The organism is Christiangramia sp. OXR-203, assembly GCF_034372165.1.
Lineage (GTDB): Bacteria > Bacteroidota > Bacteroidia > Flavobacteriales > Flavobacteriaceae > Christiangramia.
Genome location: NZ_CP139698.1, coordinates 2,645,798 through 2,660,560, shown reverse-complemented (window position 1 = coordinate 2,660,560; position 14,763 = coordinate 2,645,798). Strand labels below are relative to the sequence as shown.

16 protein-coding genes are annotated in these 14,763 nt (G+C 40.1%); 13 read left to right on the top strand and 3 right to left on the bottom strand.

The window, feature by feature from the left end; genetic code table 11:
• Positions 1-66: 66 nt before the first annotated feature.
• From T8I65_RS12295 to T8I65_RS12265, 7 genes are all read left to right on the top strand, one after another.
• Positions 67-660, top strand: a complete 594-nt coding sequence (locus T8I65_RS12295; RefSeq protein WP_322300883.1) for a nucleotide exchange factor GrpE — start codon at positions 67-69, stop codon at positions 658-660.
• 31 nt (positions 661-691) lie between these two features.
• Positions 692-1,816 (top strand): molecular chaperone DnaJ, encoded by a 1,125-nt coding sequence (gene dnaJ, locus T8I65_RS12290; protein ID WP_322300882.1) that lies wholly within the window; start codon positions 692-694, stop codon positions 1,814-1,816.
• Between the two features lie 206 nt (positions 1,817-2,022).
• Positions 2,023-2,952, top strand: a complete 930-nt coding sequence (locus tag T8I65_RS12285) for an ABC transporter ATP-binding protein (RefSeq protein WP_322300881.1) — start codon at positions 2,023-2,025, stop codon at positions 2,950-2,952.
• A complete protein-coding gene (locus T8I65_RS12280) occupies positions 2,945-4,243 on the top strand; it encodes an ABC transporter permease (RefSeq protein ID WP_322300880.1) in 1,299 nt (432 codons plus the stop codon). The genes T8I65_RS12285 and T8I65_RS12280 overlap by 8 nt, the downstream gene beginning before the upstream one ends.
• A 1-nt stretch (position 4,244) precedes the next feature.
• Positions 4,245-5,180: a mechanosensitive ion channel family protein gene (locus T8I65_RS12275; protein ID WP_322300879.1), complete on the top strand. Its 936-nt coding sequence runs from the start codon at positions 4,245-4,247 to the stop codon at positions 5,178-5,180.
• On the top strand, positions 5,170-6,069 hold the full coding sequence (locus T8I65_RS12270) for a DUF6268 family outer membrane beta-barrel protein (protein ID WP_322300878.1): 900 nt from the start codon (positions 5,170-5,172) through the stop codon (positions 6,067-6,069). Before T8I65_RS12275 ends, T8I65_RS12270 begins: the two co-directional genes overlap by 11 nt.
• Positions 6,069-7,235 carry a sigma-54 dependent transcriptional regulator gene (locus T8I65_RS12265; protein WP_322300877.1) on the top strand — a complete coding sequence of 389 codons (1,167 nt, stop codon included), beginning with the start codon at positions 6,069-6,071 and terminating at the stop codon, positions 7,233-7,235. The genes T8I65_RS12270 and T8I65_RS12265 overlap by 1 nt, the downstream gene beginning before the upstream one ends.
• Here T8I65_RS12265 and T8I65_RS12260 read toward each other — a convergent pair.
• The gene (locus tag T8I65_RS12260) at positions 7,232-7,837 is read right to left on the bottom strand and encodes a hypothetical protein (RefSeq protein WP_322300876.1); all 606 of its coding nucleotides are present in this window, start codon (positions 7,835-7,837) and stop codon (positions 7,232-7,234) included. The two genes, T8I65_RS12265 and T8I65_RS12260, sit on opposite strands and share 4 nt — an antisense overlap.
• A gap of 78 nt (positions 7,838-7,915) precedes the next feature.
• Here T8I65_RS12260 and T8I65_RS12255 point away from each other — a divergent pair, with 78 nt between their 5' ends.
• The 5 genes from T8I65_RS12255 (at position 7,916) to T8I65_RS12235 (ending at position 12,509) form a co-directional block, all read left to right on the top strand.
• On the top strand, positions 7,916-8,797 hold the full coding sequence (locus T8I65_RS12255; RefSeq protein ID WP_322300875.1) for a PPK2 family polyphosphate kinase: 882 nt from the start codon (positions 7,916-7,918) through the stop codon (positions 8,795-8,797).
• A 56-nt stretch (positions 8,798-8,853) separates the two neighbouring features.
• Positions 8,854-10,269 (top strand): M20/M25/M40 family metallo-hydrolase, encoded by a 1,416-nt coding sequence (locus tag T8I65_RS12250; protein ID WP_322300874.1) that lies wholly within the window; start codon positions 8,854-8,856, stop codon positions 10,267-10,269.
• Positions 10,270-10,343: 74 nt separating this feature from the next.
• Positions 10,344-11,708: an MATE family efflux transporter gene (locus tag T8I65_RS12245; protein ID WP_322300873.1), complete on the top strand. Its 1,365-nt coding sequence runs from the start codon at positions 10,344-10,346 to the stop codon at positions 11,706-11,708.
• Positions 11,709-11,711: 3 nt separating this feature from the next.
• Positions 11,712-11,942 carry a hypothetical protein gene (locus T8I65_RS12240; protein ID WP_298247568.1) on the top strand — a complete coding sequence of 77 codons (231 nt, stop codon included), beginning with the start codon at positions 11,712-11,714 and terminating at the stop codon, positions 11,940-11,942.
• Positions 11,943-12,509 (top strand): phosphatase PAP2 family protein, encoded by a 567-nt coding sequence (locus T8I65_RS12235; protein WP_322300872.1) that lies wholly within the window; start codon positions 11,943-11,945, stop codon positions 12,507-12,509. It abuts the gene before it with no gap.
• Here the strand turns inward: T8I65_RS12235 and meaB are convergent.
• Positions 12,506-13,582 carry a methylmalonyl Co-A mutase-associated GTPase MeaB gene (gene meaB, locus T8I65_RS12230; protein WP_322300871.1) on the bottom strand — a complete coding sequence of 359 codons (1,077 nt, stop codon included), beginning with the start codon at positions 13,580-13,582 and terminating at the stop codon, positions 12,506-12,508. The genes T8I65_RS12235 and meaB overlap by 4 nt on opposite strands.
• A gap of 104 nt (positions 13,583-13,686) precedes the next feature.
• On the opposite strand from meaB, the gene T8I65_RS12225 reads away from it, so the two are divergent.
• On the top strand, positions 13,687-14,115 hold the full coding sequence (locus T8I65_RS12225) for an organic hydroperoxide resistance protein (RefSeq protein ID WP_322300870.1): 429 nt from the start codon (positions 13,687-13,689) through the stop codon (positions 14,113-14,115).
• 2 nt (positions 14,116-14,117) lie between these two features.
• Here T8I65_RS12225 and T8I65_RS12220 read toward each other — a convergent pair whose 3' ends face one another.
• Positions 14,118-14,717 (bottom strand): DUF2911 domain-containing protein, encoded by a 600-nt coding sequence (locus T8I65_RS12220; RefSeq protein ID WP_322300869.1) that lies wholly within the window; start codon positions 14,715-14,717, stop codon positions 14,118-14,120.
• Between the last annotated feature and the right edge of the window lie 46 nt (positions 14,718-14,763).

The window sequence follows — 14,763 nt, the reverse complement described above, 5'->3', positions numbered from 1 at the left end:
TTGACATTTCATCTTTATTGGCAATGATTTTGACCCAATTGCAGCAGAAAGTAAATTTTTAATAAAATGAGCCGAAAAGAAGATAACATCAAAGACGAAGATAAGATAGTGAAAGACCAGGTTGAGGATGCGATGGAGGAAGCGATCAATGAGGTAGAGCAGGCCGGTGATGATACCGAAGCAGAAGATACAGCAAGCGATAACGAACTTAGCGAAGAAGAACGCATGAAAGAAGATCTTCAAAAAGAGAAAGATAAATTTCTGAGACTTTTTGCTGAATTTGAAAATTATAAGCGTAGAACTTCAAAGGAACGTCTGGAATTGTTCAAAACTGCCAACCAGGAAGTAATGACAGCTATGTTGCCGGTTATGGACGATTTTGACAGGGCGATGAACGAGATCAATAAATCTGGTGACGAGAACCTACTCAAAGGAGTTGAATTAATCCATAATAAGCTTCGCGAAACTTTAAAAGCTAAAGGTCTTGAAAGAATGGACGTAGAACAGGGGAGTGATTTCGATTCTGAAATTCATGAAGCTATTACCCAAATCCCTGCGCCTTCAGAAGATCTTAAAGGAAAGATCGTAGATGTGGTCGAGCCAGGTTATAAGCTTGGAGAAAGAATTATCAGGTATCCAAAAGTGGTTACAGGAAAATAAAAACGCTTTTACAGAATTGTAAAAACATAGTATGAAAGAAGATTATTACGAAATATTAGGCGTAAGTAAAGACGCTTCAGCAGCAGAAATCAAGAAGGCATATAGAAAACTGGCTTTGAAGTATCACCCGGATAAGAACCCTGGAGACTCCTCAGCTGAAGACATGTTTAAGAAATCTGCTGAAGCCTATGAGGTATTAGGAAATCAGGAAAAACGTGCTAAATATGATCGTTTTGGTCATCAGGCATTCGATGGCGGCGGCTTCGGTGGTGGCGGCGGTATGAATATGGATGACATATTCAGCCAGTTCGGTGACATCTTTGGCGGTGGTTTTGGCGGCGGCGGAGGTTTCTCCGGTTTCGGCGGCGGCTTTGGTGGAGGTCAAAGACGTGCAAAAGGGAGTAATCTCAGAATACGCGTGAGCCTTAACCTCGAAGAGATCGCTAACGGTTGTGAAAAGAAGATCAAAGTGAAGCGTAAAGTCCAGGCTTCAGGAACCACTTATAAAACCTGTAGTACCTGTAACGGTTCAGGTCAGGTAACCAGAGTCACCAACACGATTCTAGGTAGAATGCAAACTGCTTCCCCTTGTACTACTTGTGGTGGGTCAGGCCAGATTATTGACAAGAAGCCAGATGGTGCAGATGCTCAGGGTCTTATTATGAAGGAGGAAACTGTTTCTATCAAAATTCCAGCGGGAGTTGAAGATGGGATGCAGTTAAAGGTTTCCGGGAAAGGAAATGATGCTCCTGGTAATGGAGTTCCTGGTGATCTACTGGTCGCGATCGAAGAGAAGGAACACCTAAGTTTGCAGCGTGAAGGAGACAATCTTCATTATGACCTTTATATAAGTTATTCTGAAGCAGCTCTTGGTACTTCAAAAGAGATCGATACTGTAACTGGAAAAGTTCGTATCAAGATCGAAGAAGGGGTACAGTCTGGAAAGATTTTACGTCTTCGCGGTAAAGGTATTAGTAGCATCAATGGCTACGGAAAAGGAGATTTGCTGGTTCACGTAAATGTATGGACTCCAAAAACTTTGAATAAAGAACAAAAAGAGTTTTTCGAGAGAATGGCTAATGACGATAACTTCCAGCCGAATCCAGAGAAAAGCGATAAATCATTTTTTGAAAAAGTAAAAGATATGTTTTCATAAAATCCAATTTTAAGAAAATTTTTATATATTTGATTATCGCTAAGTCTTTTAGCGATAATTTTTCTTTTTCATAGCAATTTTTTTCCCATCCTTAATTTATTGAGGGTGGGTTTTGTTTTTAGGGACTTTTTTGAATAATAAAATCTTCTTAATCGACTTTTTCTCTGTTGCTATTTCTATATCTTTAACATATTATAAAGAACTCTATGGATAATCTTTTGGTTGCCGAGAATGTCTACAAGCGCTTCGGAAAATTTACAGCACTCAACGATGTCTCTCTAAGTATCCCACGCGGAAGTATTTTTGGACTCCTGGGTCCCAATGGAGCAGGCAAGACCACCTTGCTCAGGATAATCAACCAGATCACTATGCCAGATGAGGGCATGTTGTATCTTGATGGTAAACCATTACATCCAGATGATATCGCGCATATTGGCTACCTCCCCGAAGAAAGAGGGCTCTACAAATCCATGAAAGTTGGAGAACAGGCACTATACCTGGCAAGATTGAAAGGATTGAGTAAAGCAGAAGCCAGGGAAAGACTTAAATATTGGTTCGAGAAGCTGGAAATAGAGGAATGGTGGGATAAAAAGATCCAGGAATTGTCTAAGGGAATGGCTCAGAAAGTACAATTTGTGATCACCGTTTTACACCGGCCTAAACTTCTGATTTTCGACGAACCCTTTAGCGGATTTGATCCAGTGAACGCGAATCTTATTAAGGATGAAATATTACAATTGAGAGACGAAGGAGCTACTATTTTATTCTCTACTCATCGTATGGAAAGCGTGGAAGAACTTTGCGATTATATAGCACTAATCCATAAATCGAATAAATTACTGGATGGTCCAATAAACGAGATCAAAAAAGCATATACTTCAAACACCTTCGAAATTGGTCTGGAAACGGCAGATAAAAATGCTTTGTATGCAGACTTACAGTCAAAATTTGAAGTTGGGCCCGCTAAGTACAAGAGTATTCAGGACGATCTTAAACTAACCATCAAAGTTGGAGATAAGGACGATTCTAATGAACTGCTTAGATATTTATTGAGCCAGGCGAAAGTGAATCATTTTGTTGAGGTGATTCCTTCAGTAAACGATATTTTCATTAAAACAGTGACTCAGAATGCGTAATTTAAAGTTAATCATTAGCAGGGAATATCTTGCCCGGGTGCGCAACAAAACATTTATCGTGATGACGTTTTTGAGTCCGCTCATCTTCGTGGGGATGATCATGTTGATCGCTTATTTAAGTATGCTTAATAGTACCGATCAAAAGATCATTGGAATTCATGATGACACAGGAATATTTGCTGAAGAATTTAAAGATGGAGAGCAGGTTCAATATCTGGATCTATCAGAAAAAGATCTTCAACTTGCCAGGACTCAGGTGCTGGAAAATGAATATTTCGGACTCATCCATATCTCTCCCTTGAATTCTGTTAGTGGCAAACCAGATAAAATCGAATTCTTCGGAAATGAAACACCGGGTTTTGGAACTATAGAAAATATCGAGAAAACTATTTCAGATAAACTAACCCGTAAGCAGCTAATTGATAAAGGAATCGATGTTTCAGAAATTGATAAAGCGAGAGCAGATGTTAGCGTGGATATCCAGAATTTCTCGGGAGAAAAAAGCTCAAAGATGTCTAATTATATTAAAATGTTCTTTGGTGGTGCAGCCGGTTACCTGCTTATGATGTTCATCATTATTTATGGAAACATGGTGATGCGTAGTGTGATTGAGGAAAAGACGAACAGGATCATAGAAATCATTGTTTCTTCAGTAAAACCCTTTCAGTTATTACTGGGGAAAGTTTTGGGGACCAGTCTTGCAGGACTTACACAATTCGTAGTCTGGGTGGTCCTGGGAAGTGTACTTTTATTAGGATTGTCCACTTTCCTTGGCATTGATCCTATGGCAGCACAGACGCCGGCTACTATGGCGATGGAAAATGCTGGGAATCCAAAGATCAATCAGCTGGTGATCGATATTCTGAAGTTACCTTATGCCAGCCTGCTTAGTTTCTTTGTGATCTATTTTATTGGCGGATACTTTCTGTACAGTTCGGTTTATGCAGCGATTGGAGCTGCGGTAGATAGTGAAACTGATACGCAGCAATTTATGTTTCCGGTTATTCTCCCCCTAATTTTAGGGATTTATGTAGGTTTCTTTTCCGTGGTGGAAAACCCGCACGGAACGGTATCAACCATATTTTCATTTATACCTTTCACGTCACCTATTGTAATGCTTATGCGTATTCCATTTGGGGTGCCGTGGTATGAAATCTTAATTTCCATCATTATTTTAATTGGAACCAATTTCGCAGTACTTTGGTTATCAGCAAAAATTTATCGTGTTGGAATCTTGATGTACGGGAAGAAACCAAGCTATAAAGAATTGTATAAGTGGCTTAAGTATTAGAATGCAGGAAGATCAATCTACAAAAGAGAAAGTTACAGAAGTAATTGAGGAAGATATCTGGGGTTTGATCCAGGATTTCTGGAATGCCGGATTCAGTTATCAGATAGGAGGTGATGATGTTAAGATCACCGTTGGAATGGTCATTATTGTCATTCTGTCCTTTCTACTGACCAGCGTTGCATTAAGGTTAATTCGATCTTTTATCACCTCAAAGTTGATGGAAGAAGACAAGCTGAAGTTTATTAGCGTCTTTAAATTCATCAAATACTTCGTATATCTTACGGTGATCCTAATTACTTTAAGCTCCACAGGTGTAGATGTAACTATCTTATTAACAGCCTCTGCCGCGTTATTTGTTGGACTTGGTCTGGCTTTGCAGGAATTATTTCAGGATGTAATTGGCGGAATTTTTATTATCCTGGATAAATCACTTCTGGTTGGAGATATTATAGAAATGGATGGCCGGGTGGCACGGGTATTCGAAATTAAACTAAGAACTACCAGGGCGCTTACAAGGGATGATAAAGTAATGATCATTCCAAACCATAAATTTATAAGCGATACAGTATATAACTATACGCAGAATCATAAAACTACCCGGGAATCGGTTAAAGTGGGAGTTGCATATGGAAGCGATGTTGAGAAAGTTAGAACTATCTTGCTAGAATGCGCCAAGGAGCAGAAAGGTATTTTAAAGAAGCCTGAGCCATTCGTGCTTTTTGAAGACTTTGGAGATTCAGCTTTAATGTTTGCATTACATTTCTATGTGTCAGATAGTTTTGTTGATCCAAAGGTGAAGAGTGAATTGAGATTTAAGATTAATGATAAGTTCAGATTGAACGATATTACCATTCCGTTCCCGCAGCGAGATGTGCATATGTTTTATCCGCCAGGGAATAAAATTCCTAATAATCAAACTACTGAGAATGATGCATAAGTCCTGGATATTGATAATATGTTTGCTAGGTGTTTCATTTCTGAATGCCCAGACAGCTGATCTTGCCAGGATCGAATACACTTATTTTCCGCAGAAAAATTCAGATAACTCCTTCCGAAGGTTTAGAGCGCAGGTAGCATATCCTATTGCTTTAAAAAAGGATGGTGCTTATCTGGTGCCGAGTGTAGAATACAGGAACGTGAATTTCAAATTTGAAGATCCCACAGGATTTCAAACAACAGATCTTGACCGGTTTCAGTCTTTTACCGGCTCTTTAGGTTACACTTTCAAGTTTGGTAATGATTGGAGATTTGGAGCTGAAGGCGGCCTAAAGATCGCGTCAAATTTTTCTGAAAACTCTATACTTCAGGATGATCTCATTTATACAGGTTCAGTATTCTTTGTGAAAATAAGAGATAAGGAGGAAGTAGAAATTCCCTGGAGACTAATACTAGGGTTACGTTATAGTACGACTACCGGATTTCCATTTCCTTTACCTATCGTGAGCTACTATAGAAAATGGGCAGAAAACTGGTCGTATACGGTAGGAATTCCGAAGACCAATATGAAATATCATTTTAGTGAAAATAGCGAATTACAGGCTTTTGTTACACTGGACGGGTTTTTCGCGAATATTCAGCGAAATATTGATACGCAGCCTTTAATTTTTAACGATAGACCAAATGCAGAGAGTATATCCATGACAATATTGCTGAGTGGTTTAGGTTATCAATATAGTATTACCGACCATTTGAAGCTATATATTTATGGTGGACATACTTTATTGAACGATATTAGGTTGCGTGATGCAGATCGAGAGGATCTGTACACAATCAATGAAACAAATACATTTTACGCGAGAAGCGGAATAAAATTTACAATATTCTAATGGCAAAAATATTACTGATAGAAGACGAGGCAAGCATAAGACGTGTGCTGAATAAAATACTGAGTGAAGAAAGTAAGGATTATCATGTTACCGAAGCTGAAGACGGACTTGCAGGAATGGAACTGGTGAAAAATGAAGATTTTGACCTGATCCTTTGCGACATCAAAATGCCGAAAATGGATGGTGTGGAAGTACTTGAAGCGACTAAGAAGATCAAGCCAGAAATTCCTGTTGTAATGATCTCTGGACATGGTGACCTCGATACCGCCGTAAATACCATGAAGGCCGGAGCTTTCGACTATATTTCAAAACCACCGGATCTTAATCGTTTGCTCAATACTGTTCGAAATGCACTTGATCGAAAGGAATTGGTTGTGGAAAATACCCGCCTGAAGAAAAAGGTAAGTAAGAATTATGAAATGATCGGCGATTCTGAAGAGATCAACAGGATCAAAGGAATGATTGAGAAAGTGGCGCATACCGATGCAAGGGTTCTAATCACTGGTCCAAATGGGACTGGAAAGGAACTTGTTGCGCATTGGTTGCATCAAAAAAGTGATCGCTCTAAAGGTCCTATGGTAGAAGTGAATTGTGCCGCGATCCCTTCAGAATTGATAGAAAGTGAACTTTTCGGACATGTAAAAGGAGCTTTTACTTCAGCAAATAAAGATAGAGCCGGGAAATTTGAAGCAGCTAACAAAGGAACTATATTCCTGGATGAGATTGGGGATATGAGTATGTCTGCTCAGGGAAAAGTATTGAGAGCGCTTCAGGAAAGTAGAATTTCCAGGGTTGGAAGTGACAAGGATATCAAGGTAGATGTAAGAGTAGTTGCGGCAACCAACAAAGACCTAAAGAAAGAGATCGAGGAAAATAATTTTAGAGAAGATCTTTACCATCGTCTTGCTGTGATCCTTATAGAAGTTCCTGCTTTAAAGAATAGAAAAGATGATATCCCACTTCTGGTAGACCATTTTAGTGAAAAGATCGCTACAGAACAGGGAACTAATAAGAAAGAATTCACAGCAGAAGCAATCGAATTACTAAAGCAGAGTGAATGGCGTGGTAACGTAAGAGAACTTAGAAACGTAGTGGAAAGGCTCATTATTCTTGGAGGTAAGGAAATTACCAGGGAAGACGTCGAGCTCTTCGGAAGTAGGTTCTAAGGTCTTTTATTTCTAGGCTTTTTAGGATCGTATTTAAGGAAATACATGGTGTCTCCACTTGGATGGTCCCATTCATGAAAAAGATCAAAACCAACCCGTTGATAAACGATAGCATTCGTTCTACCGCGGGTTTCTGCATATAATTCCAGACCTGTATCATGTGCAGTTCTAAAGAAAACATCCTTCATTTCCTTTCCTACCTGTGTATCTGCACCTCGGTATTCCTTAAGAATTCCCCAGAACCAGCAGTATAGATATTCACCTTCCTGAGGACGTTGATTCTTAATATACTTCTGTGTTTTAAGAATGTCCAGCGCATTTTTCACTCCAGTTACATTAGCAACCAGCTTAAGCTGAGACCATAGATCCTTCCAGATATTATTGTCCTTCTTACTGGTTTTGAAAAGAATGGCTATACCCTGTCGGTTTTCAGAAACGATAAGTGCATCTTTCTCAATGGCTTTATCTACCATGTGCGTAGCGAGGTATCTAAATCTCTGGTCACGGTTTCCATCCTTTTTTACGATATCCATGGAAGACGGGATCTCCTTTAAAAGTGTAGTGACCTTATCGATGATATCTTTTCTCTCTAATTTGTCCAAGCCGAATGAATTTGTGGCGAAGATAAAAAAATTAACTTTTATAAAGATTGTATCTTTAGTGGTTCATTTAATAATCTTATGAAGAAAATAGACCATACCCAGCTCAAAGTAACCGGTAATATTAAACTGAAAGAGAAGCCTACAAAAATAGAGATGGAAGCTTCAGAAGATAAAATTAAAGACAAACTGAAAGATGTACGAAAGGAGCTCGGCGACTGGCAGGATGTACTTTATGCGCACCATAAATATAGCGTGCTGGTTTGCCTGCAGGGAATGGATACTGCTGGGAAGGACAGTTTGATCAGGGAGGTTTTTAAAAATTTCAATAGTAGGGGAGTCGTGGTGCACAGCTTTAAAACTCCTTCTCACAAGGAGCTAAAGCATGACTACTTATGGCGACATTACATCGCCTTGCCAGAGCGTGGTAAGTTTGGAGTATTCAATAGAACTCATTACGAAAATGTGCTTGTCACAAGAGTGCATCCCGGGTATATTATGAATGAAAATATTCCTGGCATCAACAGCGTTGAAGATATAGATGAAAATTTCTGGGATCAGCGTTTCGAACAAATCAGGAATTTTGAGGATCATATTGCCCAGAATGGAACGATCATTTTCAAATTTTTCCTGCACCTTTCCAAGGATGAGCAACGTGACCGATTATTGAGAAGGCTTAACAAACCCAGCAAGAACTGGAAATTTTCTCCTAATGACCTTAAGGAAAGAAAACTCTGGGATAAATACCAGGAGTGTTATGAAGCAGCGATCAATAAGACTTCTACGGAAAATTCTCCGTGGTATATCATCCCGGCCGATGATAAACCAACGGCAAGATACCTGGTCGCAAAGATCCTGAGGGATGAACTTTCGAAATATAAGGAAGTGCAGGAGCCGGAACTTGCTCCGGAAATCCTGGAAAATTTAGATCAATACAAAGAAGAATTAAATGCTGAAAAATAACAGCTTCGGTTTTCGAACTGTTTAAATTCTATTAATTTGCGACCAAATCCCATTTAATGAAAAAAATACTTTGTACCCTGGCGCTGTCTTTCTTCGGAATTCATTCAGCAACGATCGCGCAATCTTCAGATTCTCTGAATATCAGGAAGATCTATGATATGTCGCTGCTAAATGGAAAAAGCTATGAGTGGCTGGATCATCTTTCGAATCAAATAGGCGGTCGTTTATCTGGTTCTTTCAATGCTGAACAGGCGGTGGAATATACCAAAAAGGAACTGGAGAATTTAGGTCTGGACAAAGTATGGTTACAACCGGTAATGGTTCCAAAGTGGACTCGTGGAGAACTGGAATTTGCTTATGTGCAAACCGGTCCTGGCGATACTCGCAACGTAAATATTACGGCTCTTGGTGGTTCTATTGCTACGGCTGAAGGTGGTACGAAAGCACAGGTGATAGAAGTACAGGGATTGGAGCAATTAAAAGAATACGGGGAAGAGCAGATAAAAGGAAAGATCGTTTTCTATAACAGACCTATGCGAGCAGATCAAATACTTACTTTTGAAGCTTATGGTGGTTGTGTGGATCAGCGTTATTCTGGGGCCGAGGAAGCAGCTAAATATGGAGCTGTTGGCGTTATCGTTCGTTCTATGAATCTTCGAATGGATGATTTGCCACATACCGGTTCTATGAGTTATGGTGAGTTAACAGAAGACCAAAAGATACCGGCAGCGGCAATTTCCACTAACGATGCCGCATATCTAAGCAGTATGCTAAAGATTCAGAACGACCTGCAGGTCTATTTTAAAATGAATTGCAAGAACTTTCCAGATGTGCAGTCGTATAATGTAATTGGTGAAATTACTGGTTCTGAAACTCCAAATGAGATTATGGTAGTAGGTGGTCACCTTGATTCCTGGGATCTTGGAGATGGTGCTCACGATGATGGCGCAGGAGTGGTGCAATCTATGGAAGTCCTTAGATTACTGAAAGAAACCGGGTATCAACCTAAAAAAACATTACGTGTTGTATTGTTCATGAATGAAGAAAATGGTCTTCGTGGTGGAAACAAATATGCTGAGGTTGCAAAGGAAAAAAATGAAGATCATGTATTTGCACTTGAAAGTGATTCGGGAGGATTTACTCCAAGAGGATTTACTTTTAACGCGAGCGATTCTCAGTTCAATAAAGTTCTATCCTGGAAGCCACTTTTCGAGCCATACCTGATCCATTATTTTGAAAAAGGAAGTGGTGGAGCTGATATTGGTCCGCTGGAAGGTGGCGATACGGTGCTTGCTGGATTGAGACCAGATTCTCAACGCTATTTCGATTATCACCATGCCGCGAACGATACTTTTGATGCGGTGAATAAAAGAGAACTTGAATTGGGTGCGGCAACGATGGCTTCCCTGGTTTATCTTGTGGATAAATACGGATTGGAATCTATCTCCAATACACCGCAATTAAAGAAGTAGGAAGGGAATTATTTTTGGGTCATTTCTTTAAAAGATATTTAAAGGCTCTACCTTTGCAAACTTAAATTCAAGCTTTGCAATTATCAGCTTATACGAAAGAATTTGGTAAAAACCTGAACATCGCCTACCCGGTGATGCTTGGGCAGTTGGGGCATGTCATGGTAGGCCTTGTTGATAATTTGATGATTGGGAGATTGGGCGCCGCTCCACTGGCTGCAGTTTCCCTGGGAAATGCATTGGTTTTTATAGCTATGTCTCTGGGTATCGGCTTTAGTTTTGCTATTACTCCGCTTATTGCTGAAACCGATGGTGCTAATGATGTAGAAGGTGGTCGAAGCTATTTTCATCATGGTCTTATTCTGTGTACTCTGAATGGCTTGTTCTTATTTATCATTCTGCTTATCGCAAAACCTCTGCTGTACCGTCTTGATCAACCACCAGAGGTAGTGGATCTGGCTATTCCGTATCTTAATATTGTGGCTCTTTCCATGTTGCCATTAATGGCCTTCCAGGCGTTCAAACAATTTGCAGACGGACTCTCACAAACCAGATATGCGATGTATGCGACATTACTGGCGAATGTGGTGAACGTTATTTTCAACTATATACTTATTTATGGGATCTGGATCTTTCCACGACTGGAGCTTGAAGGAGCTGCCTGGGGGACCCTGATCTCAAGATTTTTTATGCTCTGGTTCGTCTGGGAGATCCTCCGTAGGAAATCCAAATTTGCCGAGTACTTTAAATGGTCCAAAAAGGAAATGCTGAAATGGAGCATTTTTAAGAGATTGTTATCCCTTGGATTTCCAACGGCTTTACAAATGCTATTTGAAGTAGCCATTTTTACAGGGACGATTATTCTGGCTGGAAATCTGGGAACGAATCCGCAGGCTGCAAACCAGATCGCTCTCAACCTGGCAAGTATGACCTTTATGATCGCGGTTGGTTTGGGCGTAACGGCAACTATTAGAGTTGGAAATCAGGTAGGATTAAAAAAATACCGGGAACTAAGACGAATAGGAATATCGATCTTCCTGTTGGTTTTCCTTATTGAAGCTGTATTTGCACTCTTATTTGTACTGCTGAAGGATATTTTACCAACGTTTTATATAGATAATGCTGAAGTGATCTCACTTGCTGCACAATTGCTGGTGATAGCAGCCTTATTTCAATTGAGCGATGGCATACAGGTCGTGATCCTTGGCGCTTTGAGAGGACTGCAGGATGTTAAGATCCCAACAGTATTCTGTTTTATCGCTTACTGGATTATCGGCTTTCCGGTGAGTTTTTATTACGGCCAGCCAGAAAGGCTTGGTAGTATGGGAATCTGGCTTGGTTTACTGGCTGGTTTAACGGCTTCAGCAATTATGTTATATTTCCGATTCAATTATCTAAGCCGAAAATTAATTAGAACTAAAGAAGCAAAATTAAACACATAAACTATGGAATTACCAAAGTTCATATTAGGTGATAATACCGATTATCCTGAATCCATATTCGTGGTGCATACCGAATTTCCACGCTTTGTCATCGATCTTAAAGACGACGAAGTAGAATGGCTGGAAGAATTTGATAAAGAGGATGAAAAAGAATTATCTGGTGAAATGGAAGGCATCATTAAAGATGCGTCTGAATTTTATGACCGCGAAGTAAGCCGTTACGAAGAGAGCTAAATGGAGAAATTAGTAGCCCTGGACAAAGAACTTTTTCTGTATCTCAATAACCTGGGGGCAGAAGAGTGGGATTGGCTTTGGATCGCGATCAGTGATAAATGGATGGCGATTCCATTATATGCGCTATTACTCTACTTGATTTTTCGAAAATTCGGTTGGAAAGCCACGCTGCTAACGATGGTGGTAGTAACACTGCTCATTACGGCTACAGATCAGCTTGCAAATTTATTTAAGCATGGATTTGAAAGGCCCAGACCATGCCGACAAGAAGGAGTCATGGAATATGCAAGATATGTTGCAGAACGTTGTGGCAGGTTCGGTTATTTCTCTGCTCATGCCGCAAATTCGACGGGTGTCGCTGTTTTCCTCGGACTTTTATTCCGAAGAGCGTATCCTAAGATGCTTTTCTTGTTGAGTATCTGGGCACTTGTAGTTTCGTATAGCAGGATCTATCTGGGCGTACATTATCCGGGAGATGTCGTTACCGGGATATTGATAGGAATATGTTTTGGACTCTTATTCCATGTACTAAGGAAATATCTTTTTCTGAAGTTTCTGAAGGACTAGGATAATTTCAGCAATGCCCTGGCGGCAGTGAAAGCAGTAGTTTTATTTTCATCGATTAATCTGAGTTGCTTTTCAAGTTCTATTTTAACTTTAGGATCATTATAGAACCGACTTTTCAGGTGATCATTAATACTCTGAAATAGCCAGAACTTATTCTGTTCCTGCCGGTTGTGTTCGAAATGGCCGTTTTGTTCTGTGGAATTTTTAAATTCAGTGATCATTTCCCATACTTCGGAAATACCCTTTTCGTATAAAGCACTAATTAACTGTACCTGTGGTTTCCACTCGCTCGGTTTTGGAGGGTAAAGTTGAAGCGCACGTTTAAATTCAAGTCTTGCTTCACGGGCAGCTTTCTGATTCTCGCCATCAGCTTTGTTGATCACGATGGCATCTGCCATTTCTACGATGCCGCGTTTGATTCCCTGTAATTCATCACCGGCACCAGCCAGTTTTAGAAGTAAAAAGAAGTCGGTCATGCTATGAACTGTAGTTTCACTCTGTCCAACACCAACAGTTTCAATAAGAATGACATCAAAGCCTGCTGCTTCACATAGCAGAATGCTCTCCCTGGTCTTTCGAGCCACACCACCTAAAGAATCGCCACTTGGCGAAGGACGAATAAAGGCATTTTTCTGAGTGACCAGTTTCTCCATGCGGGTTTTATCTCCCAGGATACTTCCGTGAGATACGGAGCTACTGGGATCTACCGCTAGGACAGCAACCTTTTTACCCTGTTCTATAAGATAGGAACCAAAACTTTCGATGAAAGTACTTTTTCCAACCCCGGGAACTCCGGTAATTCCAACGCGAATCGATTTTTTGGCGTGAGGCAATGCTCCTTCCACGATCGCTTCAGCCATTTCCTTATGCTTCAGTTGATTGCTTTCCACCAGAGTGATACTTCTTCCCAAAGCAGTTTTATTTCCGTCCAGTAAATCCTTCAGTAAAGATTTTTCCGAAGATTTATTGCGGCGGGAATCTCTTATTCTTTGGGCAGATTCTGCACTAACATTTCCGGAGGAATTGTTGCTTTGAGATTCGCTTAGCGCAGACTTATGCTGATGTTCGTTCAAAATGAAGCGGTAATATTTATGAGAAAATTATGACTGGCTTTTTCAGGCATCTTTAAATGCTTGGTATATTGGAGAAAACTAAATTACTTAAATTATTTTACGCAATGAAGAATTTGTATAAAACTACAGTCACTACTCAGGGAGGTCGTAACGGGCACACTCGTAGTGAAGATGGTATACTGGATATGGAATTGAGAAAACCTAAAAGCCTTGGTGGTGATGGAGGTGACTATTCTAACCCGGAACAATTATTTGCAGCGGGATATTCCGCATGTTATGGTAGTGCACTGGAGCATGTTGCAAAACAGCACAAGATCGATCTTGGAGATTATAGTGTAACAGCTACAGTAAAACTGGGTCAGACAGATTCTGGAAATCTTCAGCTATCTGCAATTCTGGACACCTACATTCCGGCAGTTGATGTAGAAACTGGTGAAAAGCTCGTAAATGAAGCTCACGAAGTTTGTCCTTATTCTAGAGCAACCAGAGATAATATTGATGTTACTCTAAACCTGATGCTGGACGAAGAATAATATCATCCAGATATAATAGTATTAGTTGAGGCGCCTGTAGGCGTCTCTTCTTTTTTTATAGAGATCTCTATTTTTACCTGATCCCAGACAAGTTCCATGGAAATAAAGTCGCCGGCTTCTTCAAAGGAAATAGTGAATTGCTCGGTAATTCCAGCAGATTTCTTAACTGGTCTCTCCAGTACCAGAGCATCGAATTGTGGATCTCTATAAGCCTTCTTATCCATGTCTATTCCCCATGGATACATTTGATCGTTAAAGATCACTTTCCAGCTATTCTGCTTTGGGATGCTCCAGAGAGTATATTTTCCAGCCTTCAAAAGACTTCCATCCACGAGGATATCTGAAGTGGTTTCAAAAGTTGTTGCTTCGTTAGCACCGGTTCGCCAGACTTCATCATAAGGTACAAGTTTACCGAAGATCTCGCGATCTTTCCTGTAAGGCCTGTTATAAAAGACCTCCAGTTCTATCCCATTCTGCTTATAGCTAGCAATATCTTCAGGGCTATGAGCTTTCGTTGTATATCTCATTATAAGCATTGTAAGTAAACCAGCGAGGATCAATCCTCCGGCAATACTCAAGCCTGTTTTTAGTTTAGAGTTCATTTTCTAGCATTTATTATAACCTATCCAATAAACCTGCCATAAGGTT